Source organism: Kitasatospora sp. NPDC002522 (assembly GCF_053595195.1).
On record NZ_JBSFXE010000011.1, the window covers coordinates 129,689 to 156,544 of the forward strand.

Genomic DNA, 26,856 nt, shown 5'->3' on the forward strand with positions numbered 1-26,856 from the left:
CGGTGTGGCACCGCTCCGGTGCCGGTGGACGTCAGACGGGGCGTGTCCCCGCGGCCCAGGCCAAAACCGGGGCCACACACTCCTGCTGACAGTTCGTAGCGCCCAGGGTATGCCGGTGTCCGCCGGGAGGGCGCACTTTCGGTCACTCCTGAGCGCAACGTCATATCCGCGCGCTGCTCAGTGACACAATGCCCGATTTCGCTCTCGAACACCCGGGTGACGCGGCATCAGGACGATAACGACCCGTCAGGACTCGCCTGCGGGCTCCAGCCCGAGGTACTCCCGGGCCGCGTCGGCGCCCTGGTCGAGCAGCACCGCGAAGCCCGCGTCGTCCAGCACCGGCACGCCGAGCTGCACCGCCTTGTCGTGCTTGGAGCCGGGGTTCTCGCCGACCACCACGAAGTGGGTCTTCTTCGACACCGAGCCGGTGACCTTGGCTCCGCGCGAGGTCAGCGCCTCCTTGGCGCCGTCCCGGGTGTGCCCGGCGAGGGTGCCGGTGACCACCACGGTCAGGCCCTCCAGCGGGCGCTCGCCCGCCTCCTCGCCGGCCTCCTCGGTGAAGACCACGCCCGCGGCGCGCCACTTCTCCAGCACCTCGCGGTGCCACTCCTCCGCGTACCACTCCTTGATGGAGCGGGCGATGGTCGGGCCGACGCCCTCGACGGCGGCCAGCTCGGCCTCGTCGGCGGCGAACACCTTGTCCAGGTCGCGGAACTCGCGGGCCAGCTCCTGCGCGGCGACCGGGCCGACGTGCCGGATCGACAGGCCGTTCAGGAAGCGCCACAGCGGCCGGTCCCGGGCGGCGGCCAGGTTCTCCAGCAGGACGCCGGTGTTCTTCTTCGGCGCACCGCTGGTGGTGGCGAAGAAGAACACCTCCTTCTCCTCGCCGGTCTGGTCGTCCAGCCTGGGCATGCCGGTCTTCGGGTCGCGCACCAGCACCTTGATCGGCAGCAGCTGGTCCAGGGTCAGGCCGAAGATGTCCCCCTCGTTCTTGACGGGCGGGTCGGCGGGCTCCAGCGGCTGGGTGAGCGCGGTGGCGGCGACGTACCCGAGGCCCTCGACGTCCAGGCAGCTGCGGCCGCCGAGGAAGGCGATCCGCTCGCGGATCTGCGCCGGGCAGTGCTGCGCGTTGGGGCAGCGCAGGTCGATGTCGCCCTCGGACATCGGGCGCAGCTCGGTACCGCACTCCGGGCAGTGCGTGGGCATCACGAACTCGCGCTCGGTGCCGTCCCGCAGGTCGTAGACCGGGCCGAGGATCTCCGGGATCACGTCGCCGGCCTTGCGCAGCACGATGGTGTCGCCGAGCAGCACGTCCTTGGCCTTGACGATCTGCTGGTTGTGCAGGGTGGCGTACTGCACCATCGTCTTGGCCACCTTGACCGGCTCCGCCAGCACCGCGTACGGGGTGGCCCGGCCGGTGCGGCCGATGCCGATCTTGATCTCGGCGAGCCTGCCGGTGACCTCCTCCGGCGGGTACTTCCAGGCGATCGCCCAGCGCGGCGACTTGGAGGTCGCGCCGAGCCGGCCCTGCAGGGCGATCTCGTCGACCTTCACCACCACGCCGTCGATCTCGTGCTCGACCGAGTGCCGCTGCTCGCCGAAGTACCGGACGAACTCCCGCACCCCGTCGAGGTCGTCGACCACCCGGTTGTGCTTGGCGGTGGGGAGGCCCCAGCCCTCCAACAGCTGGTACGCGTGTGACTGGTTGTCGATGTCGAAGCCGACCCGGGCGCCGATGCCGTGCACCACCATCCGCAGCTCGCGGGAGGCGGTGACCAGCGGGTCCTTCTGCCGGAGCGATCCGGCGGCGGCGTTCCGCGGGTTCATGAACAGCCGGATCATCGCCCGGGGGCGCTTGCCCTCCTTGGCGCGCTCCTCGTTCTCCAGCCGGCGGCGCTCGTTCTCCGCGGCGAAGGAGTCGTTCAGCGCGTCGAACTCCGCGCTGGGGAAGAACACCTCGCCGCGGACCTCGACCAGCTCCGGGAGGTTCTCGCCCGTCAGCCGGTGCGGGACGCCCTTGATGGTGCGGACGTTGGCGGTGATGTCCTCGCCGACCCGGCCGTCGCCGCGGGTGGCGGCCTGCACCAGCACGCCGTTCTCGTACGTCAGGTTGACCGCCAGGCCGTCGACCTTCAGCTCGCACAGGAAGTGGTAGTCGATCCCGGCGAGTTCGGCGGCGACCCGCTCGGCCCAGGCGGCCAGCTCCTCGTCGTCCATCGCGTTGTCCAGGCTGAGCAGCCGCTCCCGGTGCTCCACCGGCGCGAACTGCCCGGTCGGCGCGCCGCCGACCCGCTGGGTCGGCGAGTCCGGCGTCACCAGCGCCGGGTGCTCGGCCTCCAGCGCCTCCAACTCCCGCATCAGCCGGTCGAACTCGGCGTCGCTGACGGTCGGCGCGTCCTGCTCGTAGTACCGGGCCCGGTGCTCCTCGATCTCGGTCGCCAGCTCGGCGTGCCGGGTCCGCACCTCCGCCGGGACGTCCTCCCAGCCCTCCACCACCGCCACCGGGGCCTCCTCGTTCGTCACTCCGGGTCGTCCGCGAGGATCCGCGCCGCCTTCACGGTGTGTGACAACGCCCGGCGGGCGTACGCCGGGGACGCCCCCGCCAGCCCACACGTCGGTGTCACCACCACCCGGCGACCCAGTAGCTCCGGATCCAGCCCGAGCCTGCGCCACAACGTCCTGACACCCTGGACACTACCGGCCGGGTCTGACACGCCGTTTGATTGAGGAGCGGCCGCGTCGGTGGACGGCACCACACCGGCGAGGATCAGCGTGCCGCCCTCGATCGCCTCGCCGAGGTCGTCGTCGTCACGTTCGGTCAGCAGCGAGAAGTCCAGGCTGACCCCCGCCACCCCGGCGCGGCGCAGCAGCGGGATCGGCACCCGGGGCGCGCAACTGTGCACCAGCACCGGCACGTCGAGCCCGCCGATCACCTCGCGCAGGGTCTGCTCGGCCACCTGCCGGTCGATCGCCCGCAGCCGCTGGAAGCCGCTGGCGGTCTTCACCGAGCCGGCCAGCGCGGCGGGCAGCAGCGGCTCGTCCAGCTGCAGCACGGGGGTGGCGCCGGGGACCCGGCGGCGGACGTCGGCGAGGTGGCGGCGCAGGCCCTCGGTGAGCGACTCCGCCAGGTCCCGGCAGGCGCCGGGGTCGCTGAGCGCCTTCTCGCCGTGCTTCAGTTCGATCGACCCGGCCAGCGTCCACGGGCCGACCGCCTGCAGCTTGAGCAGCCCGGTGTACCCCTGGGTGAACTCCTCCAGCGCGTCCAGGTCCTCGCCCAGCCAGGAGACGGCGCGCTTGGTGTCCCGGCCGGGCCGGTCGGTGAACCGCCAGCCGCTCGGCTCGGTCTGCACGAACAGCTCGGTCAGCAGCCCCGCCCCGCGACCGATCATGTCCGCACCCGGCCCGCGCGCGGGCAGCTCCGGCAGGTGGGGCAGCTGGTCCAGCTCCCCCGTCACCGCCCGGACCGCCTCCCGCACGTCCGCACCCGGCATCGACCCGATCCCGGTCGCCGCACCGGAGAGTTCCGCGAAAACGCTCGTGTCAGTCACGTGGGAGAGCGTACGGGCCCGGGCGGTGGCGCTACTGCCCCGGCCGCACCGTGATCTCGGTGATCTCCGCGTCCCGCGGCAGGTCGAGCGCGGTGACGATCGCGGTGGCCACCGACTCGGGGGCGATCCAGCGCGCCGGGTCGTACTCCTTGCCCTCCTGCTGATGGACCTTCAGCTGCATCGGCGTGGCCGTCCGCCCCGGGTAGACCGTGGTCACCCGCACGCCGTGGCCGTGCTCCTCCTGCCGCAGCGCGTCGGCCAGCGCCCGCACCGCGAACTTGCTCGCCGCGTACGACCCCCAGGTCGCGTCGGCGCGCAGCCCCGCACCGGAGTTGACGAAGACCACGTGCCCGCGGGCCAGCCGCAGCTGGGGCAGCAGCAGCCGGGTGAGCTCGGCGGGCGCGACGGCGTTGACGTTCAGCTGGTACTGCCACGCCTTCACCGGGGTGTCCCCGACCGTGCCCAGCTCGACCACGCCGGCCACGTGCAGCAGCGAGTCCAGCTCGACCGGCACCGACTGGTGCCCGAACGCCCAGGACAGTTTCGCCGGGTCCTCCAGGTCCCCCACCAGGGTCCGCGCGGCGGGGTAGCGCTCGCGCAACTGCGCGGCGCGGCGGGCGTCGCGGGCGAGCAGCCAGAGCTCGTCACCGCGGGCGGTGAGCCGGTCGGCGACGGCGGCGCCGATGCCGGAGCCGGCTCCGGTCAACAGATGGACACCCATGGGCGCGATCCTTTACGACTGGTGGGCGGTCAGGTGGGCGAGAGCCTCGGCCGGGGTCTGCGCGAACCCGACCAGCTCCGACAACGGACGCGGCAGGAACCCCTCCGCGTCCATCCGTTCGAGCTGCATCCGCAGCCCGGTGTAGAACCCCTCGGTGTCCAGGAAGACCACCGGCTTGTCGTGCAGCGCGTGCTTCTTCAGCTCCAGCACCTCGGTCACCTCGTCGAGCGTCCCGAGCCCGCCGACCAGCACCACCAGCGCATCCCCCCGCGCCAGTAGTTCGGCCTTCCGGGCGGCCAGGTCCGGCGCCATCACCAACTCGTCGGCGCCCTCGTACGACTTGTGCCGCAGGAGCTCCACCGAGATCCCCACCAGCCGCCCCCCGGCCTCCTTCACCCCGTCGGCGAGCAGCCCCATCAGCCCGGCGTGCGACCCGCCCCACACCAGCGTGTGCCCGCCCTCGCCCAGCAGCCGGGCGAACTCGGCGGCCGGGGCGGAGTAGGTGGCGTCGAGCGAGTACGCGGAGCAGAAGACCGTGATGTTCATAGTGCAACCAGTCCTATCACCGGCCGCACCGGAGAGGTCAATCGGAATACCCGTCAGCTCTGCGGAGCCGGCTCCACGGCCCGCTCGGTGGTGGCGATGGTCGCCGAACCGACCACGCGGGTGCCGTCGTAGAGCACCACGGCCTGGCCCGGCGCGATGCCGCGGGCAGGAGTGTCCAGGCGGACGTGCATCTCGTCGCCGCTGAGCACCGCGGTCACCGGCACCTCCTCGCCGTGCGCCCGGAGCTGGGCGGTGTAGCGTCCCTCCCCCACCGCCGGGGTGCCGCACCAGCGCGGACGGATCGCGGTCAGCGCGTGCACGTCGAGCCCGCTGACCGGACCCACGGTGACGGTGTTGTTCACCGGCGAGATGTCCAGCACGTACCGCGGCTTGCCGTCCGCGGCGGGCCGGCCCAGGCGCAGGCCCTTGCGCTGCCCGATGGTGAAGCCGTACGCGCCGTCGTGCTCGCCCAGCTTGGTCCCGTCGGTGTCCAGGATGTCGCCGGGGGCGGTGCCGAGGCGCTCCGCCAGGAAGCCCTGGGTGTCGCCGTCGGTGATGAAGCAGATGTCGTGGCTGTCCGGCTTCTTGGCCACCGCCAGCCCGCGACGCTCCGCCTCCTCGCGGATCACGTCCTTGGTGGTGTCGCCGAGCGGGAACAGCGAGTGCGCGAGCTGCTCCGCGTCCAGCACGCCCAGCACGTACGACTGGTCCTTCGCCGCGTCCACCGCCCGGTGCAGCTCGCGGGCGCCGTCCGGCAGGTCGACGATCCGGGCGTAGTGGCCGGTGCACACCGCGTCGAAGCCCAGCGCGACGGCCTTGTCCAGCAGCGCCGCGAACTTGATCTTCTCGTTGCACCGCAGGCACGGGTTGGGCGTGCGGCCCGCCGCGTACTCCGCGATGAAGTCCTCGATGACGTCCTCGCGGAACCGCTCGGCCAGGTCCCAGACGTAGAACGGGATCCCGATCACGTCGGCGGCCCGCCGGGCGTCCCGCGAGTCCTCCAGCGTGCAACACCCCCGCGCCCCGGTCCGGAACGACTGCGGATTACTGGCCAACGCCAGGTGCACACCCGTCACCTCATGCCCCGCCTCCACGGCACGAGCAGCGGCAACAGCGGAGTCGACACCACCGGACATCGCGGCAAGCACCCGCAGACGGCCGGTGGACGGAGCAATCGGGGCGCCGGGGAAGTCAGTCATGATGCCTCCCAGAGTACAGAAGGCGGGTTCAGGGGCCCGGGGAACGGCGGGAGTGCGTGGCGGTCGGGGTTCCGGGGCGCTGCGAGGTCTGGTCGCGTGGAGGTCTCCAAGACCTGCAGCCGGCTTCAGACCGTCAGGCACTCGCCTCGCCGTTCCCCGAGCCCCCAGACACCTGCGGCAGCGCAGCAGTGAGCGCCATCGCCGCCACCAGCAACACCGCCCCCACCCCGAACGCCAACCGGTAGCCGCCGGCAGCACTGAGCATGGTGAGCACCGCCACCCCCAGTGCCGCGCCCACCTGCTGGGTGGTGGAGAGCAGTCCGGAGCGCAGGCCGGCGTCCTCGGGGCGGGCGTCGGCCATGCCGAGGGCGGTGAGGGCGGTGATGGCGAGGCCGAAGCCGGCGGCGCTGAGCATGGTGGGGAGCAGGTCGGTCGCGTAGTGCAGCGGCCCGGAGGGGAGCCGGGTGAGGAGGCCGAGGCCGACGGTGAGCAGGCCGAGGCCGATGAGCAGAGTGCGGCGCTCGCCGAGGTGGTTGATGGCGCGGGCGGCGACCGCCAGCGACACCACGCCGATCGTGACGGCGGCGGGGAGCATGGCCAGTCCGGTCCCGAGTGCGCCGTAGTGCTGGACGTCCTGGAGGTACAGCGCGATCAGCACCTGGAACCCGAACAGCGCGGCCAGCAGCAGCATCTGGATCACGTTCGCCAGGGCGACCACCCGCTCGCCGAGCATCCGCAGCGGCAGCAGCGGCATCGCGGCCCGGGTCTGCCGGAGCACGAACCCGCCCAGCAGCAGGACCGCGGCTGCCCCGAAGCCCAGCGTGTGGGCGGACGCCCACCCTCGCGGGCCGGCCTCGACGATCGCGTAGACCCCCACCATCAGGCCGGACGTCACCAGGGCCGCGCCGACCGCGTCGACGGCCGCCCGTCCGCCCGACGCCTCGTCAGGTCGCAGCAGCCGGCGGCCCGCCAAGATCGCGGCGGCCCCGATCGGCAGGTTGATGAAGAAGATCCAGTGCCAGCCGAGTCCTTCGGTGAGGACGCCGCCGAGGACCTGGCCGAGCGAGGCGCCGGCCGCGCCGGTGAAGCTGACGGCGCCGAAGGCCTTGGCGCGTTCGGCGGGTTCGGGGAAGAGCGGGACGACCATGCCGAGGCCGACGGCGGAGGCCATCGCACCGCCGGCGCCCTGCAGGAAGCGGGCGGCGATCAGCATCGCGGGGGTGCCGGCCAGGCCGCAGAGCAGCGAGGCGGCGGTGAAGACGGCGAGGCCGGCGAGGTAGATCCGGCGCGGTCCGAGCAGGTCGCCGAGGCGTCCGGCGAGCAGCAACAGTCCGCCGAAGGCGACCACGTAGGCGTCCACCACCCAGGCCAACCCGGCCGGGGAGAAGTGCAGTTGCCGCTGGATCTCGGGCAGCGCGACGGTGGTGATCGAGCCGTCCAGGATCACCATCAGCATGCCGGCGCAGACCACCGCGAGGGCCGGCCAGCGGGCGCGCGTCGGGTTTTCGGACATGACGGGTCTCCCCTCCCTCCGGGCCGCGCACGGACGCGCGACCCCTCACAAGAGAGACCGTAGCAGATAGTTTTGTAATAGACGATCTAATCCAGGACGATCCCGGGACTATCTCCGACCGACCCCGGCCCCACCTACTGCCGCGCCCGCCGCGGCCGCCGCACCGCCTTCTCCCCCACCTCCCCGCCCGCCTCCGGCTCCCGCTTCAGCTTGGTGAGCGCGTCCACCACCACCTGCCGCTCCCCGGGCGAGAGTTCGTCCAGCGCCTCGGCGTGCACCCGGTCGACGATCACCACCCCGCGGCGGACCAGCTCCTCGCCGGCCGGGGTCACCTCGATGACGCGCACTCGCCGGTCGGTCGCGGACGGGCGGCGTTCGGCCAGGCCCGCCCGCTCCAGCTCGTCGGCGGTGACCACCATCGTGGTCTTGTCCAGCCCGGCCAGCGCGGCGAGTTGGGACTGGGTGCGCTCGGCCTCCATGGCGTGCACCAGGACGCAGTGGATGCGCGGCGAGCTGTCGATCTCGGCCAGGGCCAGCGACAGCCGGGTGTTCATGGCGTGGGCGGCCTGCACCAGCAGTTCGGTGAGGTCGCGGACGGTCCGCTGCGGGACGGGTGCGCTCATCCTCCCAGAATACGTCCGGCAGCAGAACGTCCCGCAAGGAACGAATCAGCGCGAGGCGCGCACCAGTCCGGCCCGCCGGGCCCGCTCGACCGCGCCGGGCAGCGCCGCGGCGAGTTCGGCGACGTCCGCCTCGGTGGAGGTGTGGCCGAGCGAGAAGCGCAGCGAGGCCCGGGCGAGTTCGGGGGCGACGCCCATCGCGAGCAGCACGTGGCTGGGCTGCGGGACGCCGGCCGAGCAGGCCGAGCCGGTGGAGCACTCGACGCCGGCCGCGTCGAGCAGCATCAGCAGCGCGTCGCCCTCGCAGCCGGGGAAGGAGAAGTGCGCGTTGGCGGGCAGCCGCCCGGAGCTCGCCGGGTCGCCGTTGAACACGGCGTCGGGCGCGGCGGCGCGCACCACCTCGACCAGCCGGTCGCGCAGCGCGCCGACCCGCTGCGCGTAGCCGGGCTGGCCTTCGACGGCGAGCGCGGCGGCGACCGCGAAGCCCGCCGAGCCGGGCACGTCGAGGGTGCCGGAGCGGACGTCGCGCTCCTGTCCGCCGCCGTGCAGCAGCGGGACGGGCGCGGCGGAGCGGGAGAGCAGCAGCGCGCCGACGCCGTAGGGGCCGCCGACCTTGTGGCCGGTGACGGTGAGCGCGGTGAGCCCGGACTCGGCGAAGGAGACCGGCACCTGGCCGAGCGCCTGCACCGCGTCGGAGTGCATCGGGATGCCGAACTCGGCGGCGACGGCCGCGAGTTCGCGGACCGGCTGGAGGGTGCCGACCTCGTTGTTGGCCCACATCACGGTGACCAGGGCGACCGTCCCCGGGTCCGGCTCGATGGCCGCCCGCAGCGCCTCGGGGTGGATCCGGCCGACGGCGTCCACCGGCAGGTACTCGACCTCGGCGCCCTCGTGCTCGGCCAGCCAGTGCAGGGCGTCCAGCACGGCGTGGTGCTCGATCGGGCTGCTGAGCACCCGTCTGCGGGCCGGGTCGGCGTCCCGCCGGGCCCAGTAGAGGCCCTTGACGGCGAGGTTGTCGGACTCGGTGCCCCCGCCGGTCAGGACGATCTCGCTGGGGCGGGCGCCGAGTGACTCGGCCAGTGACTCCCGGGCCTCCTCGACCGCGCGCCGGGCGCGCCGGCCGGCCGTGTGCAGGGACGAGGCGTTGCCGACCGCCCCGAGGTGCGCCGTCACCGCGGCGATCGCCTCGGGCAGCATCGGAGTGGTGGCGGCGTGATCGAGGTAAGCCATAGCGGCTCCAAGTGTAGGCGGCGGCCGAGTCACGATTTGGCCATTGCACCCTGTGCAACGCGCCGTTAGCCTTCCCGCCAATCCGGGTGTGTAAGGGAGTGGGAACCGTGTCGCAGACCGTCGACCGGGCGCTGACCATCCTGGCCTCGCTGGGCGAGGGGCCCGCCTCGCTGGAACAGGCCGCGGCCAGGATCGGGGTGCACAAGTCCACGGCGCTCCGGCTGCTGCGCACGCTGCAGGAACACGGTTTCGTCACCCGCCAGTCCGACCAGCGCTACCGGCTCGGCGGGCGGCTGTTCGCGCTGGCCCACCAGGCGCTGGAGGGCATCGACATCCGCCAGGTGGCCGCGCCGTACCTGGCGGTACTGAACGAGCGGTACGGGCACACCGTGCACCTGTCGGTGCTGGAGGAGGGCGAGGTGCTCTACCTGGACAAGGTGGAGGCCCGCTACCCGGAGTCGGCCCGCACCTGGCTGGGCGAGGCCAGCCGGATCGGCAAGCGCGCCCCGGCGGTGGCCACCGCGGCGGGCAAGGTGCTGCTGGCCGACCTGCCGCCGGACCGGCTCGGCACCTTCCTCGACGAGCAGGACTTCCCGGCCCGCACCCCGCAGTCGATCCGCAGTGCGGAGGCGTTCCGCGCGGAACTGGCCGAGGTGCGGCGGCTCGGCTGGGCGGTGGACCAGGCCGAGTACCAGGAGTCGGTGAACTGCATCGCCGCGCCGATCGCCGGCACCGAGGGCACCGCGATCGCCGCCTGCTCGATCTCCGCCCCGGTCCGGGTCGCCTCGGTGACCGAGCTGAGCCGGCTGCTGCCGGAGCTGTTGTGCACGGTGGAGGCGATCTCGCTGGCGTACGGCGGCTCCCCTACTCCTCGCTGGTGCGAGAACCGTTGCGGTGCCAAGCACGAGGTGCGCGCCAGCCGTACCTGAGCGCCAGCAGCCGGATCACGAACGCGGCGACGGCCGCCACCGAGGCGCTCAGCGGGGTCAGGTCCCCGGTGGCGATCAGCACCGCGACGATCGCCGAGCCGACCAGCGCGGGCACCGCGTAGATCTCCCGGTCCCAGCGCAGCAGCGAGGGCGGCTCCATCGCCAGCAGGTCGCGGATCACGCCGCCGCCCGCGGCGGTCAGCATGCCGCAGGCGACCGAGGAGACCGAGCCGAGGCCGTAGTCGTGCGCCTTGATGGTGCCGGTGACGCAGAACAGGCCCAGGCCGGCCGCGTCCAGGGTCTGCACCGCGCGGTTGATCCGCTCCACCTCGGGGTGCAGGAAGAACACCACCAGCCCGGCGGCCAGCGGGGTGGAGAAGTAGCCGAGGTTGGTGAACGCGGCCACCGGGAGCGCGCCGATCACCAGGTCCCGCAGCACGCCGCCGCCGAGGGCGGTCGCCTCGGCGAGGACGCAGATGCCGAAGATGTCCATGTTCTTGCGGACCGCCAGCAGGCCGCCGGAGAGGGCGAAGACGAAGATGCCGATCAGGTCGAGGGTCTGCTGGACGGTGTGCGGGAAGATCTCGGAGCTCACCGGGTCAGTCTCCACGGCGGCCTCCGACGGCCCGTCGGCGGGCGGTCAGGCGAAGGTCTCGTGCGGGGCGGGGCCGCCCAGGGCGTTCAGCTTGGCCGGCATCCGCAGCGTGGTCATCCGCCGCCAGCCGCCGACCCGCTCGTACGCGTACACCGCGTGGATGCCCGCGGCCAGCGCCGCCGACTTCGCCTTCGTCCAGCGCAGTTGCTCGCCGAGGTGCGCCATCACCGCCAGGCTGACGTCCCGGTAGGTGCGGATCTCGGCGCGGGCGGTGGTCTGCAGGGTGTCCAGGATGGCCCGGCCGTGGCCGCGGTGGGCCAGTCGCAGCAGCTCCTCGTGGCAGAACGCCAGGTGGTTGTCCTCGTCGTTGGAGATCATCCGGACGGCGCGGCCGAGCTCCGGGTGGTCGCCGAAGATCTTCTTCAGCATCAGCATCTGCTCGGACGCCCGCTGTTCGGTGACCCGGCTGTGCACGAGGTAGGTGATCACGTCCTGCTCGGTGAGCGGCTCGTCGCGGCGCAGCCGGGCGTGCGCGAGGCCGATGCCCTGGCGCTCCAGGATCATCGTGTAGTCGGTGTCGTCGGGGACGTCGACCGGGTCGAGGCCGCGCTTGTGCATCAGCGCCTTGAAGATCCGTCCGTGCTTGTCCTCGTCGGCGCCGTGCCGGGCGACCTTGGGGGCCAGCTCCCGGTCGGGCACCAGTCGGGAGATCCGCCCGTTCTCCCAGCCGCCCTGGTCCTCGCCCTTGGCGGCGATGGAGCAGAACAGCCGGAACGCCTGGTCGTCGTCGTGGATCTCCTGGAACAGACTGCGGGCCGACAGCATGGGACCACCCCTCGAACGGGAAGCCGGTGACATCCGGTCCAGTCAAGGCACCGCCCACGGCCCGGGCAACAGCTCACGCCGCGCACTGCGCCGGACGAAGGACGGCCTTGCCGCAGTCGGGCTAGCCGATCAGCCGGCGGCGCCAGTCCAGGTCCACCACCCGGATCGCGTGGCCCGGGTCGCCGTCCCAACGGACCGTCAGACCGATGTCCCGGAGCGCCTCGGCCACCTCGTGGCCGACCGCCGTGGTGGTCGCCTCCGAGTCGTCGAAGCCCCCGTACAGCAGCATCAGGTCCTCGCCGCGGGCGGCGGACTCGGTGCACTGGCGGTGGAAGTAGACGAAGCCGCGGGCATCCGGCTCGCCGTCCGCCCAGATCTCGCCGTGGCCGCAGCTGCGGCAGCAGGTGAAGTCCTCGCGGGCGGTGATGCCGCGGGCGTCCAGCGCGGCGAAGGCGCGGGTCAGCCGCTCGGGGTCGGTCTCGCCCTGCCAGCTGCGCTGCTCGGCGACCCGCTCCAGCCAGAGCTGGTCGGCGAGTTGCGCGGCCTGCGCCCGGCTGACCGGTCGGCGGTCGCCGTCGACCAGGTATTCCTCGGCCAGTTCGGCGGCGTCCGCGCGGGTCGCGTACCCGCCGGCCAGCAGCAGCCGCACCGCGTCGAGCAGGACGGTCTCGTCCTCGGGCCCGAGGGTCAGCGGGGCGGGTTCGGGCGCCGGGCCGAAGTCCATCGGCTGCCAGTCGACGCCCGCGTCCCAGCCGGCCTCGCCACGGGCCCAGCCGGTGAGCAGTTCGGCGACCCGGCCGAGGTCGGTGACCAGGGTCTCGTAGTGCCGGTCCGGGCCGCCGGCCCGGTGCTCGACCGTCCAACCGCCCTCGACCGGGCAGCTCTGGGCGAACTCCTCCGGCAGGTCGGGGATCCGCGCGAGCACCACGTGCCGTTGCGGGTCGGAGCCCATCGCCCGTACGGCGGCGGCGAGTTCGTCGTCGGTGGGACGCAGCCGGCGGGGGCCGGACTCGGTGCGGACGGTGATCGGCAGCATGGCCGGTACTCTGCCAGGCCGCACTGTCAGGGCCGTACGCCGGTGGCGACCAGCGCGGCCGCGGGGAAGCCCTCCGGGTGGGCGGCGGCCAGCCGGTGGTAGGCGGCGTGGATCCGCTCGACGGTGGCGGGCGGCTGACCCTCGATCAGCGCGGAGGTGAGCACCGTGCCGGAGCGCACGTCGTGCCACCACTGCTCGGGGTCGACCCGGTGCAGCCACCGGACGGGCTCGACCCGGACCTCCGCGAAGCCCGCGCCGGCGAGCAGCGCGGCCAGCCCCTCCGGGGTGGCGTGCGCCGCGAACGGCGCGCTGGGCAGGCCGGTCGGGCGGACGGCGCCGGACTGCTCGAAGGCGTCGAAGAAGATCCCCTGGGCGCGGTTGGCGGCCAGGGTGTCCCAGCAGGAGAGCACGACCCGGCCGCCCGGCTCCAGGACGCGGTGCAGGTCGGCGACGGCCCCCGCCGGGTCCGGCACGTGGTTGATCACGAACGCGCCGACCGCCGCCTCGAACTCCCCGGCCCTGAACGGCAGCCCCGGCAGCACCGCCTGGCACACCGTCACCCCGGGCAGCCCGGCCGCGGTGGCCCGCACCATCTCCACCGCGGCGTCCGTCGCGGTCAGTTCGGCCCCGAGCCCCAGCGCGAGCGCCGCCAGCCGCCCCGTCCCGCAGCCCACCTCCAGCAACCGGGTCCCCGCACCGACCCCCGCCGCCTCCAGCAATCGCCCGTGCACCCCGGCGGTCATCGCCCCGAACCCGCCGTCGTACCCCCCGCTACGGGTCGCCCACCCCCGCCGCTCGAACTCCGCGAACTCCATGAACCGTCTCCCCATACCTGGAATCCGCGCCCCGCCAGGGGCGCGAGTAACTGCGCGAGCAACCCTGGCCGAACGGCAAGATCCGCCCAGCGCGGGGAACTCCCCACCCTGGGCGGATCCGGCAGTGCGTCAGACCGTCGCGTTCTCCGGGAAGTGGCACGCCACCTGGTGCCCCGTCTTCGCGACCGCGAGCGGCGGTTCCTGGCTGGCGCAGATGTCCTGCGCCTTCCAGCACCGGGTGCGGAACCGGCAGCCCGACGGCGGGTTGAGCGGCGAGGGCACGTCACCGGTGAGCAGGATCCGCTCGCGGTTCTCCTTGCGCCGGGGGTCCGGCACCGGCACCGCGGACATCAGCGCGTTGGTGTACGGGTGCATCGGCGCGGTGTAGAGCGAGTCGCGGTCGGCGATCTCCACCACCTTGCCGAGGTACATCACGGCGACCCGGTCGGAGACGTGCCGGACCACCGAGAGGTCGTGCGCGATGATCAGGTAGGTCAGCCCGAGCTCGTTCTGGAGGTCGTCCAGCAGGTTGACCACCTGCGCCTGGATGGAGACGTCCAGCGCGGAGACCGGCTCGTCGGCGACGATCATCTTCGGCTTGAGGGCGAGCGCGCGGGCGATGCCGATGCGCTGGCGCTGGCCGCCGGAGAACTCGTGCGGGTACCGGTTGTAGTGCTCGGGGCTGAGGCCGCAGAGCTCCAACAGGTCCTGGACCGCCCGCTTGACGCCGTGCTCGGTGGCCACCTTCTGCAGCCGGAACGGCGCGCCGACGATGGTGCCGATGGTGTGCCGCGGGTTGAGCGAGGAGTACGGGTCCTGGAAGATCATCTGGATGTCGCGGCGGTAGGGCCGCATCGCCGAGACGCTCAGGTGGGTGATGTCCGCACCCTCGAACTCGATCTTCCCGGAGGTGGGTTCGTCGAGCCGGGTGACCAGGCGGCCCATGGTCGACTTGCCACAGCCGGACTCGCCGACCACGCCGAGGGTCTCGCCGGCGTTGACCGCGAAGTCGATGCCGTCGACCGCGCGCACCGCGCCGACCTGACGCTTCAACAGGCCCTTGGTCACCGGGAAGTGCCGGGTCAGCCCGGTCACCCGCAGCAGCGGTTCGCGGTCCGGGCCGGATGCCTGGGCGGGCACCTTGACGGCCTGCGGGGCCGCCGTCTGGCTGTCCGTCATCGGTTGTCTCCAAGTGGGTGGTACGTGCTCACAGCCGGGGCGCGATCTCTTCGGTGAAGATCCGGTGGCGTTCGGCGATCGGCAGGTGGCAGGCGGCGTGGTGCCGGGGCGCGGCCTCGGCGAGCACGGGCACCTCGCTGGTGGAGCGGCCGCCGGTGAGCTCGGCGTACGGGCAGCGCGGGTGGAAGGCGCAGCCGGACGGCACGTTGATCAGGCTCGGCGGGGTGCCCTTGACCGGGATCAGCCGGTCCTGGAGCTCCCGGTCGAGTCGGGGCATCGAGCCGAGCAGGCCCCAGGTGTAGGGGTGCTCGGGGGATTCGAACAGGGTGGCGGCGGGGCCGCGCTCGACCGGCTTGCCGCCGTACATGACCAGGATGTCGTCGGCCAGTTCGGCGACCACGCCCAGGTCGTGGGTGATGATGATGACGGCGGAGCCGAACTCCTTCTGCAGGTCGCGGATCAGGTCGAGGATCTGCGCCTGGACGGTGACGTCGAGGGCGGTGGTCGGCTCGTCGGCGATCAGCAGCGACGGGTCGTTGACCAGCGCCATCGCGATCATCGCGCGCTGGCGCATGCCGCCGGAGAACTCGTGCGGGTAGCCGTCGACCCGCTTGTCGGGCTGCGGGATGCCGACCCGGTCGAGCATCTCGATGGCGCGGGTGCGGGCCTCCTTCTTGGAGGCGCCGGGGTGGTGCGCCCGGTAGCCCTCAATGATCTGCGCGCCGACCGTGTAGTACGGGTGCATCGCGGTCAGCGGGTCCTGGAAGATCATCGCCATCTTCTGGCCGCGCAGCTTGCGCACCCGGTCCGGCCCGGCGGCGACCAGCTCCTCGCCGTCCAGCCAGATCTCACCGGAGATCTGCGGGGCGCCGCGCTTGGTGCCGGTGCGGTGCAGGCCCATGATCGACAGCGAGGTGACGGACTTTCCGGAACCGGACTCGCCGACGATGCCGAGGGTCTGGCCGCGCTCCAGGTCGAAGCTCAGACCGTTGACGGACTTGACCAGTCCGTCGTCGGTCGGGAAGTGCACCTTCAGGTCGCGGACGGACAGGAAAGGCTTGTCGGTGTTGCTCATGCCAGCCTCACCCGAGGATCGACGACGGCGTACAGCAGGTCAACCGCGAGGTTGGCCAGGATGATGAAGAAGGCCGCGAAGAGGGTCACACCCATGATCACCGGCAGGTCGCTGGAGGCGATCGAGGTGACCGCCTCGTAACCGAGCCCGCGGAGGTTGAAGGTCTTCTCGGTGAGCACCGCACCGCCGAGCAGGCCGCCGAGGTCCATGCCGAAGATGGTCAGGATCGGGGTGAGGGTGGCGCGCATGGCGTGCTTGCCGATGACCACCGGCTCCTTGAGGCCCTTGGCGCGCGCGGTGCGGATGTAGTCCTCGCCGAGGACGTCCAGCAGCGTGGCGCGACTGAGTCGGGCGTAGGTGGCCGCGAACAGGAACGCCAGCGTCACCCACGGCAGCACCAGGCCCTGGAACCAGGAGACCGGGTTGTCGGTGAAGTCGGTGTAGTTGTTCGGGAACCAGCCGAGCTGGTGCACGAAGACCGCGAGGGCGACCAGGCCGGTGAAGTACATCGGCAGCGAGACGCCGGCCAGCGCGACGGTCATGGTGATGCGGTCCAGGGCGGTGCCCCGGCGGAGCGCCGAGATGACGCCGGTGGCGGTGCCGAAGACCAGCCACAGCAGCGAGGCGCCGACCGCGAGCGAGAAGTCCACGCCCACCCGGTCGAGCAGGAGCGGCCACACCTCCCGCTCGGTCTTGAACGAGTAGCCCAGGCAGGGGGCCGCGCAGTGGGTGATGTCGGTGCCGGCGTTGAAGTCCCGGCCGACGAACACGCCCTTGAGGAACAGCCAGAACTGTTCGACGATCGACTTGTCGAGGCCCATCTTGTGGCGGATACCCTCGACGGCCGCGTGGTCCGCGATCTTGCCCACGTAGAGCATCGCGGGGTCGGTCCCGGTGAGCTTGGGCACCATGAAGAAGATGCCGAAAGTCACCGCGGCGACCACCAGCAGCATGAAGACGACGTTGACCAGTCGCCTGACGAGATAAACGAGCACTGCGGTCGGCCCTGCCACGGGCCGACCGGGCTCCCCGGTGGGGGAGTCCCGGCCGACCCGGGCAGGGCCTTCACCTGCCCTTCGGACTAGCGGTGCGAACTACGGGGAGGGTCAGGTCACTTGCCGTCGGAGACGCCGAGCGCCTGGAAGTCCACCTCGCCGAAGGCGTCGGTGATGTAGACGTTGGTCAGGCGCGGGTTGCGCCAGTTGAGGGCCTTGTCGGCGACGATGGGCAGGTAGTAGCCGCCGTCGATCACCTTGTGGTTGATCTTCTTGTAGAAGTCGGCGGCCTTCGCCGGGTCGGTCGACGCCGCGGCCTGGTCGAACCAGCCGTTGATCTCCGGGTCGTTGATGCCGGCGTAGTTGTTGTTGCCGTTGCTGGTGATGAAGCGGCCGTCGACCAGCGGCTGCAGGTAGCCGGAGCCGGTCGGGTAGTCGGCGCCCCAGCCCATCACGATCAGGCCGTAGCCCTTGGTCTTGACGACGTCGGGCGCACCGATGACCGAGGAGATCAGCTTGCCGTCGTACTGGTCGACGGTGACGTCGATGCCGACCGCCTTGAGGGCCGTCTGCAGCGCCACCGCGGAGTTGACCTCCTTCGGCTTGTTGCCGCGGACCGCGATGGTGGTCTTGAAGCCGTCCGGCTTGCCGCAGGCCTTCAGCTCCTCCTTCGCCTTGTCCACGTTCGGCTTGCCCTTGGTGAAGCCGTACGGGTCGTAGTCGTCGGAGCCGAGGATGTTCGGGGGCAGCATCGAGCCGAACAGCGAGCCGGCCACGGAGCCGCCGCGGGCGGTCTGCAGCGCGGTGGTGTCGGCCGCGTACAGCACCGCGTTGCGGCAGTGCTGGTTGTCGAACGGGGCCACCGACGGGGCGATGGTCACGTAGCGGATGAAGCCGTTGTACGGGTCGTCGGTGTGGGCCTTCAGCGCCTGGTCCTGGAGGACCTTGACCTGGGCGGCCTGGGACAGACCGGTCTGCGCCCAGTCGAGGTCGGCGTCGCCGGAGAGCAGGCGGGCGTCCATGTCGTCGGCGTTGGTGGTGACGGTCAGCTTGACGACGTCCGGCAGCGCCTTGCGGAACGGGTCGGAGGCCGGGTCCCAGTTCTCGTTGCGGACCAGCTCGTAGCCCTTGCCCGGCTCGGCCGACTTGAACTTGTACGGGCCGGAGGAGACCGGCTTGTCACCGAACTTGGCGCCGGTGTCCAGCTTCTGCGGGACCGGGGCGGCCGAGCCCATCGCCAGCAGGTAGGGGAAGTCCGAGTTCGGCTTCGCCAGGCTGAAGATGATGGTCGAGTCGTCCGGGGTCTGCACCGACTTCAGGCCCAGCTTGTTCGGGTCGGTGTCGGTGTAGGGGCCCTTGTAGTCCTGGCCCTGGTCGAGCTCGTTGATCAGGTAGGTCGGGCCGCCGGAGATGACGTCCTGCGCGAAGACGCGCTCGATGCCGTACTTGATGTCCTTCGAGGTGATCGGCGAGCCGTCCTCGAACTTCAGGCCGGACTTCAGCTTGAAGGTGTAGGTCTTGCCGTCCGCGGAGATCTCCGGCTTGGCCGAGGCCAGGTCGGGGACGAGGTTCAGGCCGTCCTTGCCCGGCTTGCCGTCGAAGGCCAGCAGGGTGCGGGCGTAGAAGCGCTCGAAGTTCCACACCGAGGCGTAGTAGGCGCGGCCCGGGTCGAGGGAGTCGACGTCGGTGGTGGTCCACAGGTTGAGGGTGCCGCCCTTCTTGTCGGACGGGTTCACCACCTTGTCGGCCGCCGCGTTGAAGCCGGCCGCACCGGACTTGGCGCTGGCGTTGTCGCTGCCCGAGCCGCCCTTGCTGCCGCCGCAGGCCGCGGTGGTGAGGGCGAGGGTGGCCACGAGGGCGGCCGCCGCGAGCGTCCTGTTTCGCTTCATGGTTGGGGGAACCTCCAGAGTTGGGCGGGCTCAGTTGCCCTTGGGGTCGAGCGCGTCACGCAGGCCGTCACCGAAGAGGTTGAAGGCGAGCACGGTGATGAAGATGGCGAGGCCGGGAATCACCATGTAGGTGGGGTCCGCCTGGTAGATCCCGACCGCGTCCGAGAGCATCTGCCCCCAGGACGGGGTGGGCGGCCGGACACCGGCCCCGAGGAAGCTGAGCGCCGCCTCGTTCAAGATGTTGGTGGGGATGATCAGGGTCGTGTAGACCAGGATCGGGGCCACCAGGTTGGGCAGGAGTTCACGGAACAGGATGTGGGCGCGGCCGGCGCCGAGGCTGCGCGCGGCGTCCACGAACTCGCGTTCGCGCAGCGACATCGCCTGGCCTCTGACGATGCGTCCGATGTAGGGCCAGCCGAAGAAGCCGATCACCATCATCAGCACCAGCACGCGAACGGTCGTGTCACCCAGGCCGAGCACCGAGTTGGGGATCACCGACACCAGGGCGATGCTGAACAGGAGCTGCGGGAAGGCCAGCAGCACGTCCATGATCCGGCTGATCACGTTGTCGACCCAGCCGCCGAAGTAGCCGGCCATGATGCCGAGCACCACACCGAAGAGGATCGCCACCGCGGCCGCGCCGAGCGCGACGAGCAGCGAGATCTGGGCCCCGTAGAGGATGCGGGAGAACACGTCCCGGCCGAAGACGGGGTCGACACCGAGCAGGAAGTCCCCGCTGATGCCGCCGAAGGCGCCATTGGGCAGGCCGAGGTCGGGGTTGATCTGGTCCGGGTGCGGCTCGTCGACCGGGTGGCCGAACAGCGCGCTGAGCACCGGTGCGAAGACGGCCGCCAGGATCAGCAGGACCACGACGGCGCCGCCCCCGAGCGCGACCTTGTCGCGCTTCAGGCGGTCCCAGGCGATGCGCCCGGGCGATCGGCCCTCGATCTTCTTGGCAGGCTCCGGAATTGACGCGGCGTCAGGCTGCGAGCCGGCGGCCGGACCGGAGGTCTCGGTGGGTGTGGTCATGAGTCAGTTCGTTCCCCTCGCCGACGGTGGCCGGCCCACGGAGTCGCGTTTGGTGCGGAATGCAGAGCGGTTGCGGTGGTGCCGGACGCCGATGCGGCGGTGCAGAAGTGCGTGAGCAAGCAGGTCATACGGGATGAAGCCGTGTACTGCGTAATGCGGAAGTGCATGGTGCCGCCGCACGGAGGTGCGCATCGTGCGGTTCATGCTGTGGCGGCGGTGCGTTCACCTTCGTGGGGTTCGTCCTGCACTCCGCATTGCGCAGCACTCTCTGTCATGGGACGCGCCCGGCGGAAGACCCCCATCCCGAAGGATGCCTAACTGTGATCTGTCGGCATGCACATTCGTTGCGGCCGCATAACGCTCTTCACACAGGTGTTACATGTCCGTCAAGGGGCATGCTGACGTTCCCCCGCCAGTGGCGGGAAAACGCCAGGTGGTGCGGGGGGTTTCGCGCGTAGATCATGGGCTGGCAAAAAACCCCCGCCGACCTCGGTAAAGGTCGCGTCGGGGGTTTTCTGAGCGGGTGTCAGGGTATTGTCATCGGCCCGGATAGCCCGGCCACGGAGCCTGCGGCCAGGCCCCGGCGGGACCGGCCGGTGGTGGCGCTGCGTAACCAAAGCCGGTCGGGTAGGGCTGCGGGGCCGGGGCGGCTTGTCCGGCTTGCCCGGACTGCCGGTCGAAGAACGGGCGGGCGTGGGCCCACAGCCACATCGCCACCGGGTCGAACTCGTCGGCCATCATCACCGTGGACACCGCCAGCCCCTCGGGGGCGTGCGCGGCCGCCCGCTGCACCAGCGCCCGGGCCGCCTCGACGGCCGGCGCGGAGGTGTCGTACAGGTCCAGGCCGACCGCCAGGTAGGGCTCGCCGAGCACCGGCTGCACCCAGGCCCGGCGCAGCGAGCGCAGCGGCCGCACCTCGCCCGCCTGCTGCTCCAGCACGGCGAAGAACTGCGGCGCCTGCACGGACGGTTCGGAGATCCGCAGCGGCCCGGCGGGCAGCCGGTCCAGGCCGACCGCGATCCGCCGCAGGTCGGCCCAGGGCACGCCGACGCCGCCGCCGGGGCGGTGCGGGTCCAGCCAGAGTCCCCAGCGGGTGCGGTAGAGCGCGCCGGCGATCTCCAGCCCGGACACCACCTCGTGGCCGCGGCTCCAGCCGCTGGCCGCGAGCTGCCCGGGCGAGGTCACGCACGGCGCGTAGCCGTGCCCGCCGATCTCCATGTTCCCGTACTGGGCGTCCGGGCTGCCGGGGCTGCCGTGCCACAGCAGCATCCAGACCTGACCGCCGGCCAGGGCGCGCAGCAGGCCCTCGTACGCCTCCCAGCGGTCAGGCGCGACCGCTGCGAGGGCACGCTCGATCTCGCCCGGATCGCCGGCTGCTCCCGTCACGTCGTCGCCCTCTTCCGTCGTCCGCCGCCAACCGCGCTCCGGTGTGCCGGGGCAACCCTATGGGGCGGGCCCGACAGCCGTCATGCCGCCGTCCCCCGTGCGGACCCCATGATGGATGGTCAGGGTCGGACGTAGAAGGGCTGGACGCGGCCGAGCAGCCAGTCCACCACCGGGTCGGCGACCAGGTCGAGCAGCACCAGGTGGACGCCCCAGCTCGGCGGGGCGGTTCCCAGCGCCCGGCCGAGCGCCAGGTTGACCTCGGCGGGGTCGGCGGGGGCGACCGGGTCCAGCTGCACCCCGACGTACAGCAGGGTGGGCTCGCCCTCCACCCGGGCCAGGGCCCGGCGGGCGGTCAGCACGCCCGGCACGTGGGCGAGTTCGGTGGTCGCGGCGGCCAGGAAGGCGAACGGCTCCAGGTGCGGCTCGGGCTCCTTGAGCGCGACCCGGGCGCCCTCGACGACGCCCTGCGCCTCCCACTGCTCGCCGCGCGGGCCGCGGCGCAGCTCGCCGACGCCCTCCGGCGGGACCGGGATGCCCACCGGCGCCTCGGGGTTGACCGCGATGCCGATGCCCAGCGGCAGGCCGCGGGCGAACTCCCACATCGGGGCGATCGCGAACGGGAAGCCCGGGCAGTGCTGGAGGAACTGCTCCTGCGAGGAGTACACCGGGACGTAGGGCGCCCCGGCCAGTTCGAGGGTCGGCAGGTCGAGCGAGCCGCCCTGCGGGTCGGCGCCCGACGGCAGCGGGATCCACACCTGGCTGCGGGCCAGCACCTCGATCACCCGGGGCGTCGCCCCGGGGTCGCCGAGCGCGGCCGTCAACACCTGCTCCAGTTCGTTGGCCGGCCAGCCCCCGCCCTCCGGAACCTGCCCCAGCGGGAACCCCATCTCGCCCCTCCACATCCGCGGTTGCGATCAGGTTAGCGGCGCGCACGGTCCGTCCGCGGCGCGTGGCGGCGAACCCCACTCCCGCGAGGGGGCTCCGGCATGCCATGATGGCGGCGCCCAAACTTCATACCGGCCGCTCGAACCCGCGCGGGAGAGCCGGAACGACCCCTGGTCGCGACCGGCGCCGAAGGAGCAAGTCCTCCCCGGAATCTCTCAGGCCCCCCTACCGCGCGGGCGAGGCACATCTGGAAAGTGGACACGGCCGCGCCGTGCGCCCACCCACGGTGCAAGCCGCCATCCTGTTCAGGAGGCGGTGAAGCTCTCAGGTTTGACGACAGACGGGGAGATCCGCCCCAGCATGCCCGTTTCCAGATGACCGGGAGTCCTGTCGTGTCCCTCCGCCTGACCGCGCTCGACGCACTGCACCGCTCGCTCGGCGCCACCATGACCGACTTCGCGGGCTGGGACATGCCGCTGCGCTACGGCAGCGAGCGCGAGGAGCACCTCGCCGTCCGCACCAAGGCCGGTCTCTTCGACCTCTCGCACATGGGCGAGATCACCGTGTCCGGCCCGCAGGCCGGCGAGCTGCTCGACCACGCCCTGGTCGGCTTCATCTCCGCGCTCGGCGTGCTGCGCGCCCGCTACACCATGATCTGCCGCGAGGACGGCGGCATCCTGGACGACCTGATCGTCTACCGGACCGCCGAGAACGAGTACCTGGTGGTCGCCAACGCCTCCAACGCCCAGGTGGTGCTGGACGCGCTGACCGAGCGCGCCGAGGGCTTCGACGCGACCGTCCGCGACGACCGCGACGCCTACGCGCTGCTCGCCGTCCAGGGCCCGGAGGCGAACGGCATCCTCGCCTCGGTCACCGACGCCGACCTGCCCGGCCTGAAGTACTACGCCCTGCTGCCCGCCACCGTGGCCGGCAAGGACGTCTGGCTGGCCCGCACCGGCTACACCGGCGAGGACGGCTTCGAGATCTTCTGCGCCCCCGCCGACGCCGAGCACCTGTGGACCGCCCTCACCGAGGCCGGCGCCGACAAGGGCCTGATCCCGTGCGGCCTGTCCTGCCGCGACACGCTGCGCCTGGAGGCCGGCATGCCGCTGTACGGGCACGAGCTGTCCACCGAGCTGACCCCGTTCGACGCGGGCCTCGGCCGGGTGGTGCGGTTCGACAAGACCACCAACGGCGGCGCGTTCGTCGGCCGCAAGGCGCTGGAGGAGGCCGCCGCCCAGGCCGAGGCCAACCCCCCGCGCAAGCTGGTCGGCCTGGTCTCCGAGGGCAAGCGGGTGCCGCGCGCCGAGTACACCGTGGTGGACGCCGAGGGCGCCCCGATCGGCCGGATCACCTCGGGCTCGCCGTCGCCGACCCTCGGCAAGCCGATCGCCATCGCGTACGTGGACGCCGCGCACGCCGAGCCGGGCGGCACCGTCGCGGTGGACGTCCGCGGCAAGGCCGAGCCGGTCCAGGTCGTCGCGCTGCCGTTCTACAAGCGCGCCCGCTGACGTCCCGTCAGCCCCGCACACCCTTCCAGCAGACCTTTTCCCGTCCGTCCGCCCAGCGGACGGCTGCGCCCTCCCCTCACGCGATCCTGGAGAATGACGTCATGAGCAACCCCACGCACCTGCAGTACACCAAGGAGCACGAGTGGCTGACCGCCGCCGTGGACGGGGTGTCGACGGTCGGCATCACCGCGCACGCGGCCGACGCCCTCGGCGACATCGTGTACGTCCAGCTCCCCGCGGTGGGCGACACCGTGACCGCGGGTGAGACCTGTGGCGAGCTCGAGTCCACCAAGTCGGTCAGCGACCTCTTCTCCCCCGCCACCGGCGAGGTCACCGAGGTCAACCAGGCGGTCATCGACGAGCCGGCCCTGGTCAACTCGGAGCCCTTCGAGGGCGGTTGGCTGTTCAAGGTCCGAGTCGAGGCCACCGACGAGCTGCTCGACGCCGACGGCTACTCCGCCTTCACCGGCGCCTGACCGGGAGTCCCCCATGACGGTTCTCAACCAGTCCCTGCACGCGCTCGACCCGGAGATCGCCGCCGCGGTCGACGCCGAGCTGCACCGCCAGCAGACCACCCTGGAAATGATCGCCTCCGAGAACTTCGCCCCCGTGGCGGTCATGGAGGCCCAGGGCTCGGTGCTCACCAACAAGTACGCCGAGGGCTACCCGGGCCGCCGCTACTACGGCGGCTGCGAGTACGTCGACGTGGTCGAGCAGATCGCCATCGACCGGATCAAGGAGCTGTTCGGCGCCGAGCACGCCAACGTGCAGCCGCACTCCGGCGCGCAGGCGAACGCCGCGGCGATGTTCGCGCTGATCCAGCCGGGTGACACCATCCTGGGCCTGAACCTGGCCCACGGCGGTCACCTGACCCACGGCATGAAGATCAACTTCTCCGGCAAGCTCTACAACGTGGTCGCGTACCACGTGGACGAGAAGACCGGCCAGGTCGACATGGCCGAGGTCGAGCGCCTCGCCAAGGAGCACCAGCCGAAGCTGATCATCGCCGGCTGGTCCGCCTACCCCCGCCAGCTGGACTTCGCCGCCTTCCGCCGCGTGGCGGACGAGGTCGGCGCCCTGCTGATGGTCGACATGGCGCACTTCGCCGGCCTGGTCGCCGCGGGCCTGCACCCCTCCCCGGTGCCGTACGCGGACGTGGTCACCACCACCACGCACAAGACCCTGGGCGGCCCGCGCGGCGGCGTCATCCTCTCCAAGGCCGAGCACGCCAAGAAGATCAACTCCGCGGTCTTCCCCGGCCAGCAGGGCGGCCCGCTGGAGCACGTGATCGCCGCCAAGGCGGTGGCCTTCAAGGTCGCCGCCACGGAGGAGTTCAAGGAGCGCCAGCGCCGTACCCTGGAGGGCGCGAAGATCCTCGCCGAGCGCCTGCTCCAGGACGACGTGGCCGCCTCCGGCGTCTCCGTCCTCTCCGGCGGCACCGACGTGCACCTGGTCCTGGTCGACCTGCGCAACAGCGAGCTCAACGGCCAGGACGCCGAGGACCGCCTGCACGAGGTCGGCATCACGGTCAACCGCAACGCCGTCCCGAACGACCCGCGCCCGCCGATGGTCACCTCCGGCCTGCGGATCGGCACCCCGGCGCTGGCCACCCGCGGCTTCGACGCCGAGGACTTCCGCGAGGTCGCGGACGTCATCGCCGAGGCGCTGCTGCCGGGCTTCGACGAGGCCAAGGCCGAGGCGCTGAAGGCCCGGGTCACCGCCCTGGCCGCCAAGCACCCGCTCTACCCCGAGCTGTAACCCGTCCGACCGGCCGCCCCAACCCGGCGGCCACCGGACAAACCGGGGCACCGCGCACACTGGACAGTGCGCGCGGTGCCCCGTTCCGTGCCCCGCCCTCCGTCCACGAGACGGACCACTCCACGAGACCAGACAAGGACGTCACCCCGTGGCCATCAGCGTCTTCGACCTCTTCTCCGTAGGCATCGGACCGTCCTCCTCGCACACCGTCGGCCCGATGCGGGCCGCCCGGATGTTCGCCCGTCGCCTCAACACGGAGGGCCTGCTCGACGACGTCGCCTCGCTGCGCGCCGAGCTGTACGGCTCGCTCGGCGCCACCGGACACGGCCACGGCACCCCCAAGGCGGTCCTGCTCGGCCTGGAGAACCACTCCCCGCGCACGGTCGACGTCGACCAGGCCGACCTCGACGTCGAGCGGATCCGCGCCACCAAGCGGATCAACCTGCTCGGCCGCCGCGAGCTCCCCTTCGACCCGGACTCCGACCTGGTCCTGCACCGCCGCAAGGCCCTGCCGTACCACGCCAACGGCATGACGCTGTGGGCCTACGACGCCTCCGGCGAGGTGCTGCTGGAGAAGACCTACTACTCGGTCGGCGGCGGCTTCGTGGTCGACGAGGACGCCATCGGCGAGGCCCGGGTCAAGCCCGACGACACCGTGCTGCGCTACCCGTTCCGCACCGGCGAGGAGCTGCTGCGCCTCACCCGGGAGACCGGGCTGTCCATCTCCGGCCTGATGCTGGAGAACGAGAAGGCCTGGCGCAGCGAGGCGGAGATCCGGGCCGGCCTGCTGGAGATCTGGGCCGTCATGAAGGAGTGCGTCGCCGCGGGCATGTCCCGCGAGGGCATCCTCCCCGGCGGCCTCAAGGTCCGCCGCCGCGCCGCCGCCGGAGCCCGCGCCCTGCGCGCCGAGGGCATCGGCCCGGCCAACGCCATGGAGTGGGTCACCCTCTACGCGATGGCCGTCAACGAGGAGAACGCCTCCGGCCGCCGCGTGGTCACCGCCCCCACCAACGGCGCCGCCGGGATCATCCCCGCCGTCCTGCACTACTTCATCAACTTCATCCCCGGCGCCGACGACGAGGGCATCGTCCGCTTCCTGCTCGCCGCCGGCGCGATCGGCATGCTCTTCAAAGAGAACGCCTCCATCTCCGGCGCCGAGGTCGGCTGCCAGGGCGAGGTCGGCTCCGCCTGCTCGATGGCCGCGGGCGGCCTCGCCGAGGTCCTCGGCGGCTCCCCCGAGCAGGTCGAGAACGCCGCCGAGATCGGCATCGAGCACAACCTCGGCCTCACCTGCGACCCGGTCGGCGGCCTGGTCCAGATCCCCTGCATCGAGCGCAACGGCATGGCCTCCGTCAAGGCCGTGACCGCCGCGAGGATGGCCCTCAGGGGTGACGGCCGGCACCACGTCTCCCTTGACAAGGCGATCAAGACGATGAAGGAGACCGGCGCCGACATGAAGATCAAGTACAAGGAGACCTCGCGCGGCGGCCTGGCCGTCAACGTCATCGAGTGCTAACGCTCCCCATCGCGCCGTTGAAGTGAAGGTGAAGTGAAGCACACGCCTTGGGATCG

General features: G+C 71.9%; 24 protein-coding genes and 2 riboswitches. Of the genes, 5 read left to right on the plus strand and 19 right to left on the minus strand.

What is annotated here, in order from left to right; genetic code table 11:
* Window positions 1–246: 246 nt before the first annotated feature.
* From ligA to ACWD4U_RS12290, 8 genes are all read right to left on the minus strand, one after another.
* On the minus strand, window positions 247–2,523 hold the full coding sequence (gene ligA / locus ACWD4U_RS12255; protein WP_363450899.1) for an NAD-dependent DNA ligase LigA: 2,277 nt from the start codon (window positions 2,521–2,523) through the stop codon (window positions 247–249).
* Window positions 2,520–3,491: a methionine synthase gene (locus ACWD4U_RS12260; RefSeq protein WP_449787177.1), complete on the minus strand. Its 972-nt coding sequence runs from the start codon at window positions 3,489–3,491 to the stop codon at window positions 2,520–2,522. The genes ligA and ACWD4U_RS12260 overlap by 4 nt, the downstream gene beginning before the upstream one ends.
* Before the next feature lie 88 nt (window positions 3,492–3,579).
* Window positions 3,580–4,269, minus strand: coding sequence for an SDR family oxidoreductase (locus ACWD4U_RS12265; RefSeq protein ID WP_363450903.1), 690 nt, complete (start codon window positions 4,267–4,269; stop codon window positions 3,580–3,582).
* A gap of 12 nt (window positions 4,270–4,281) precedes the next feature.
* Complete coding sequence (locus ACWD4U_RS12270; RefSeq protein ID WP_363450906.1) at window positions 4,282–4,815, minus strand: LOG family protein; 534 nt, start codon at window positions 4,813–4,815, stop codon at window positions 4,282–4,284.
* Window positions 4,816–4,868: 53 nt separating this feature from the next.
* Entirely contained in the window at window positions 4,869–6,014 is a 1,146-nt protein-coding gene (mnmA, locus tag ACWD4U_RS12275) for a tRNA 2-thiouridine(34) synthase MnmA (protein WP_363450908.1), read from the minus strand.
* Between the two features lie 133 nt (window positions 6,015–6,147).
* A complete protein-coding gene (locus ACWD4U_RS12280) occupies window positions 6,148–7,527 on the minus strand; it encodes an MFS transporter (protein WP_363450910.1) in 1,380 nt (459 codons plus the stop codon).
* 134 nt (window positions 7,528–7,661) lie between these two features.
* A complete protein-coding gene (locus ACWD4U_RS12285; RefSeq protein ID WP_363450913.1) occupies window positions 7,662–8,150 on the minus strand; it encodes a MarR family winged helix-turn-helix transcriptional regulator in 489 nt (162 codons plus the stop codon).
* 45 nt (window positions 8,151–8,195) lie between these two features.
* The gene (locus ACWD4U_RS12290) at window positions 8,196–9,377 is read right to left on the minus strand and encodes a cysteine desulfurase family protein (protein WP_363450915.1); all 1,182 of its coding nucleotides are present in this window, start codon (window positions 9,375–9,377) and stop codon (window positions 8,196–8,198) included.
* Between the two features lie 107 nt (window positions 9,378–9,484).
* Between ACWD4U_RS12290 and ACWD4U_RS12295 the strand changes: the two genes are divergently transcribed.
* Entirely contained in the window at window positions 9,485–10,306 is an 822-nt protein-coding gene (locus tag ACWD4U_RS12295; RefSeq protein ID WP_363450917.1) for an IclR family transcriptional regulator, read from the plus strand.
* On the opposite strand, the gene ACWD4U_RS12300 is transcribed toward ACWD4U_RS12295, so the two are convergent.
* The 11 genes from ACWD4U_RS12300 to ACWD4U_RS12350 all read right to left on the minus strand — a co-directional run bounded on the left by ACWD4U_RS12300 (window position 10,242) and on the right by ACWD4U_RS12350 (window position 22,017).
* Complete coding sequence (locus ACWD4U_RS12300; protein WP_363450919.1) at window positions 10,242–10,901, minus strand: trimeric intracellular cation channel family protein; 660 nt, start codon at window positions 10,899–10,901, stop codon at window positions 10,242–10,244. The genes ACWD4U_RS12295 and ACWD4U_RS12300 overlap by 65 nt on opposite strands.
* Before the next feature lie 45 nt (window positions 10,902–10,946).
* The gene (locus ACWD4U_RS12305; protein ID WP_363450921.1) at window positions 10,947–11,726 is read right to left on the minus strand and encodes a ferritin-like domain-containing protein; all 780 of its coding nucleotides are present in this window, start codon (window positions 11,724–11,726) and stop codon (window positions 10,947–10,949) included.
* Window positions 11,727–11,847: 121 nt separating this feature from the next.
* Window positions 11,848–12,762 (minus strand): DUF6891 domain-containing protein, encoded by a 915-nt coding sequence (locus ACWD4U_RS12310; RefSeq protein WP_363450924.1) that lies wholly within the window; start codon window positions 12,760–12,762, stop codon window positions 11,848–11,850.
* A 26-nt stretch (window positions 12,763–12,788) separates the two neighbouring features.
* The gene (locus tag ACWD4U_RS12315) at window positions 12,789–13,577 is read right to left on the minus strand and encodes a class I SAM-dependent methyltransferase (protein WP_363450926.1); all 789 of its coding nucleotides are present in this window, start codon (window positions 13,575–13,577) and stop codon (window positions 12,789–12,791) included.
* Between the two features lie 129 nt (window positions 13,578–13,706).
* The gene (locus ACWD4U_RS12320; protein WP_363450928.1) at window positions 13,707–14,756 is read right to left on the minus strand and encodes an ABC transporter ATP-binding protein; all 1,050 of its coding nucleotides are present in this window, start codon (window positions 14,754–14,756) and stop codon (window positions 13,707–13,709) included.
* 28 nt (window positions 14,757–14,784) lie between these two features.
* Window positions 14,785–15,831 (minus strand): ABC transporter ATP-binding protein, encoded by a 1,047-nt coding sequence (locus ACWD4U_RS12325; RefSeq protein WP_363450930.1) that lies wholly within the window; start codon window positions 15,829–15,831, stop codon window positions 14,785–14,787.
* Window positions 15,828–16,826 carry an ABC transporter permease gene (locus ACWD4U_RS12330; protein WP_363450932.1) on the minus strand — a complete coding sequence of 333 codons (999 nt, stop codon included), beginning with the start codon at window positions 16,824–16,826 and terminating at the stop codon, window positions 15,828–15,830. The genes ACWD4U_RS12325 and ACWD4U_RS12330 overlap by 4 nt, the downstream gene beginning before the upstream one ends.
* Window positions 16,827–16,942: 116 nt before the next feature.
* Window positions 16,943–18,715: an ABC transporter substrate-binding protein gene (locus ACWD4U_RS12335; protein WP_363450935.1), complete on the minus strand. Its 1,773-nt coding sequence runs from the start codon at window positions 18,713–18,715 to the stop codon at window positions 16,943–16,945.
* A gap of 30 nt (window positions 18,716–18,745) precedes the next feature.
* A complete protein-coding gene (locus ACWD4U_RS12340; RefSeq protein ID WP_363450937.1) occupies window positions 18,746–19,744 on the minus strand; it encodes an ABC transporter permease in 999 nt (332 codons plus the stop codon).
* Between the two features lie 537 nt (window positions 19,745–20,281).
* The gene (locus ACWD4U_RS12345; RefSeq protein WP_363450939.1) at window positions 20,282–21,130 is read right to left on the minus strand and encodes an enhanced serine sensitivity protein SseB C-terminal domain-containing protein; all 849 of its coding nucleotides are present in this window, start codon (window positions 21,128–21,130) and stop codon (window positions 20,282–20,284) included.
* A 119-nt stretch (window positions 21,131–21,249) separates the two neighbouring features.
* Complete coding sequence (locus ACWD4U_RS12350; protein WP_363450942.1) at window positions 21,250–22,017, minus strand: enhanced serine sensitivity protein SseB; 768 nt, start codon at window positions 22,015–22,017, stop codon at window positions 21,250–21,252.
* Window positions 22,018–22,155: 138 nt separating this feature from the next.
* A riboswitch (glycine riboswitch) is annotated at window positions 22,156–22,256 on the plus strand.
* A riboswitch (glycine riboswitch) is annotated at window positions 22,257–22,365 on the plus strand.
* 24 nt (window positions 22,366–22,389) lie between these two features.
* Here ACWD4U_RS12350 and gcvT point away from each other — a divergent pair.
* The 4 genes from gcvT to ACWD4U_RS12370 all read left to right on the plus strand — a co-directional run bounded on the left by gcvT (window position 22,390) and on the right by ACWD4U_RS12370 (window position 26,800).
* Complete coding sequence (gene gcvT / locus ACWD4U_RS12355) at window positions 22,390–23,526, plus strand: glycine cleavage system aminomethyltransferase GcvT (RefSeq protein WP_363450945.1); 1,137 nt, start codon at window positions 22,390–22,392, stop codon at window positions 23,524–23,526.
* Between the two features lie 101 nt (window positions 23,527–23,627).
* Window positions 23,628–24,002, plus strand: a complete 375-nt coding sequence (gene gcvH / locus ACWD4U_RS12360; protein WP_363450947.1) for a glycine cleavage system protein GcvH — start codon at window positions 23,628–23,630, stop codon at window positions 24,000–24,002.
* Window positions 24,003–24,015: 13 nt separating this feature from the next.
* Window positions 24,016–25,284, plus strand: coding sequence for a serine hydroxymethyltransferase (glyA, locus tag ACWD4U_RS12365; RefSeq protein WP_363450950.1), 1,269 nt, complete (start codon window positions 24,016–24,018; stop codon window positions 25,282–25,284).
* A 148-nt stretch (window positions 25,285–25,432) separates the two neighbouring features.
* Window positions 25,433–26,800 carry an L-serine ammonia-lyase gene (locus tag ACWD4U_RS12370; protein WP_363450952.1) on the plus strand — a complete coding sequence of 456 codons (1,368 nt, stop codon included), beginning with the start codon at window positions 25,433–25,435 and terminating at the stop codon, window positions 26,798–26,800.
* Window positions 26,801–26,856: the final 56 nt, after the last annotated feature.

Coding starts and splice junctions, on each gene's coding strand:
- ACWD4U_RS12285 (WP_363450913.1), bottom strand. CDS start 8,150: ATGAGCGCACCCGTCCCGCAGCGGACCGTCCGCGACCTCACCGAACTG.
- ACWD4U_RS12350 (WP_363450942.1), bottom strand. CDS start 22,017: ATGGGGTTCCCGCTGGGGCAGGTTCCGGAGGGCGGGGGCTGGCCGGCC.
- glyA (WP_363450950.1), top strand. CDS start 24,016: ATGACGGTTCTCAACCAGTCCCTGCACGCGCTCGACCCGGAGATCGCC.
- ACWD4U_RS12270 (WP_363450906.1), bottom strand. CDS start 4,815: ATGAACATCACGGTCTTCTGCTCCGCGTACTCGCTCGACGCCACCTAC.
- ACWD4U_RS12315 (WP_363450926.1), bottom strand. CDS start 13,577: ATGGAGTTCGCGGAGTTCGAGCGGCGGGGGTGGGCGACCCGTAGCGGG.
- ACWD4U_RS12325 (WP_363450930.1), bottom strand. CDS start 15,831: ATGAGCAACACCGACAAGCCTTTCCTGTCCGTCCGCGACCTGAAGGTG.
- ACWD4U_RS12265 (WP_363450903.1), bottom strand. CDS start 4,269: ATGGGTGTCCATCTGTTGACCGGAGCCGGCTCCGGCATCGGCGCCGCC.
- ACWD4U_RS12340 (WP_363450937.1), bottom strand. CDS start 19,744: ATGACCACACCCACCGAGACCTCCGGTCCGGCCGCCGGCTCGCAGCCT.
- ACWD4U_RS12280 (WP_363450910.1), bottom strand. CDS start 7,527: ATGTCCGAAAACCCGACGCGCGCCCGCTGGCCGGCCCTCGCGGTGGTC.
- ACWD4U_RS12335 (WP_363450935.1), bottom strand. CDS start 18,715: ATGAAGCGAAACAGGACGCTCGCGGCGGCCGCCCTCGTGGCCACCCTC.
- ACWD4U_RS12310 (WP_363450924.1), bottom strand. CDS start 12,762: ATGCTGCCGATCACCGTCCGCACCGAGTCCGGCCCCCGCCGGCTGCGT.
- ACWD4U_RS12305 (WP_363450921.1), bottom strand. CDS start 11,726: ATGCTGTCGGCCCGCAGTCTGTTCCAGGAGATCCACGACGACGACCAG.
- mnmA (WP_363450908.1), bottom strand. CDS start 6,014: ATGACTGACTTCCCCGGCGCCCCGATTGCTCCGTCCACCGGCCGTCTG.
- ACWD4U_RS12290 (WP_363450915.1), bottom strand. CDS start 9,377: ATGGCTTACCTCGATCACGCCGCCACCACTCCGATGCTGCCCGAGGCG.
- ACWD4U_RS12260 (WP_449787177.1), bottom strand. CDS start 3,491: ATGCCGGGTGCGGACGTGCGGGAGGCGGTCCGGGCGGTGACGGGGGAG.
- gcvT (WP_363450945.1), top strand. CDS start 22,390: ATGACCGGGAGTCCTGTCGTGTCCCTCCGCCTGACCGCGCTCGACGCA.
- ACWD4U_RS12320 (WP_363450928.1), bottom strand. CDS start 14,756: ATGACGGACAGCCAGACGGCGGCCCCGCAGGCCGTCAAGGTGCCCGCC.
- gcvH (WP_363450947.1), top strand. CDS start 23,628: ATGAGCAACCCCACGCACCTGCAGTACACCAAGGAGCACGAGTGGCTG.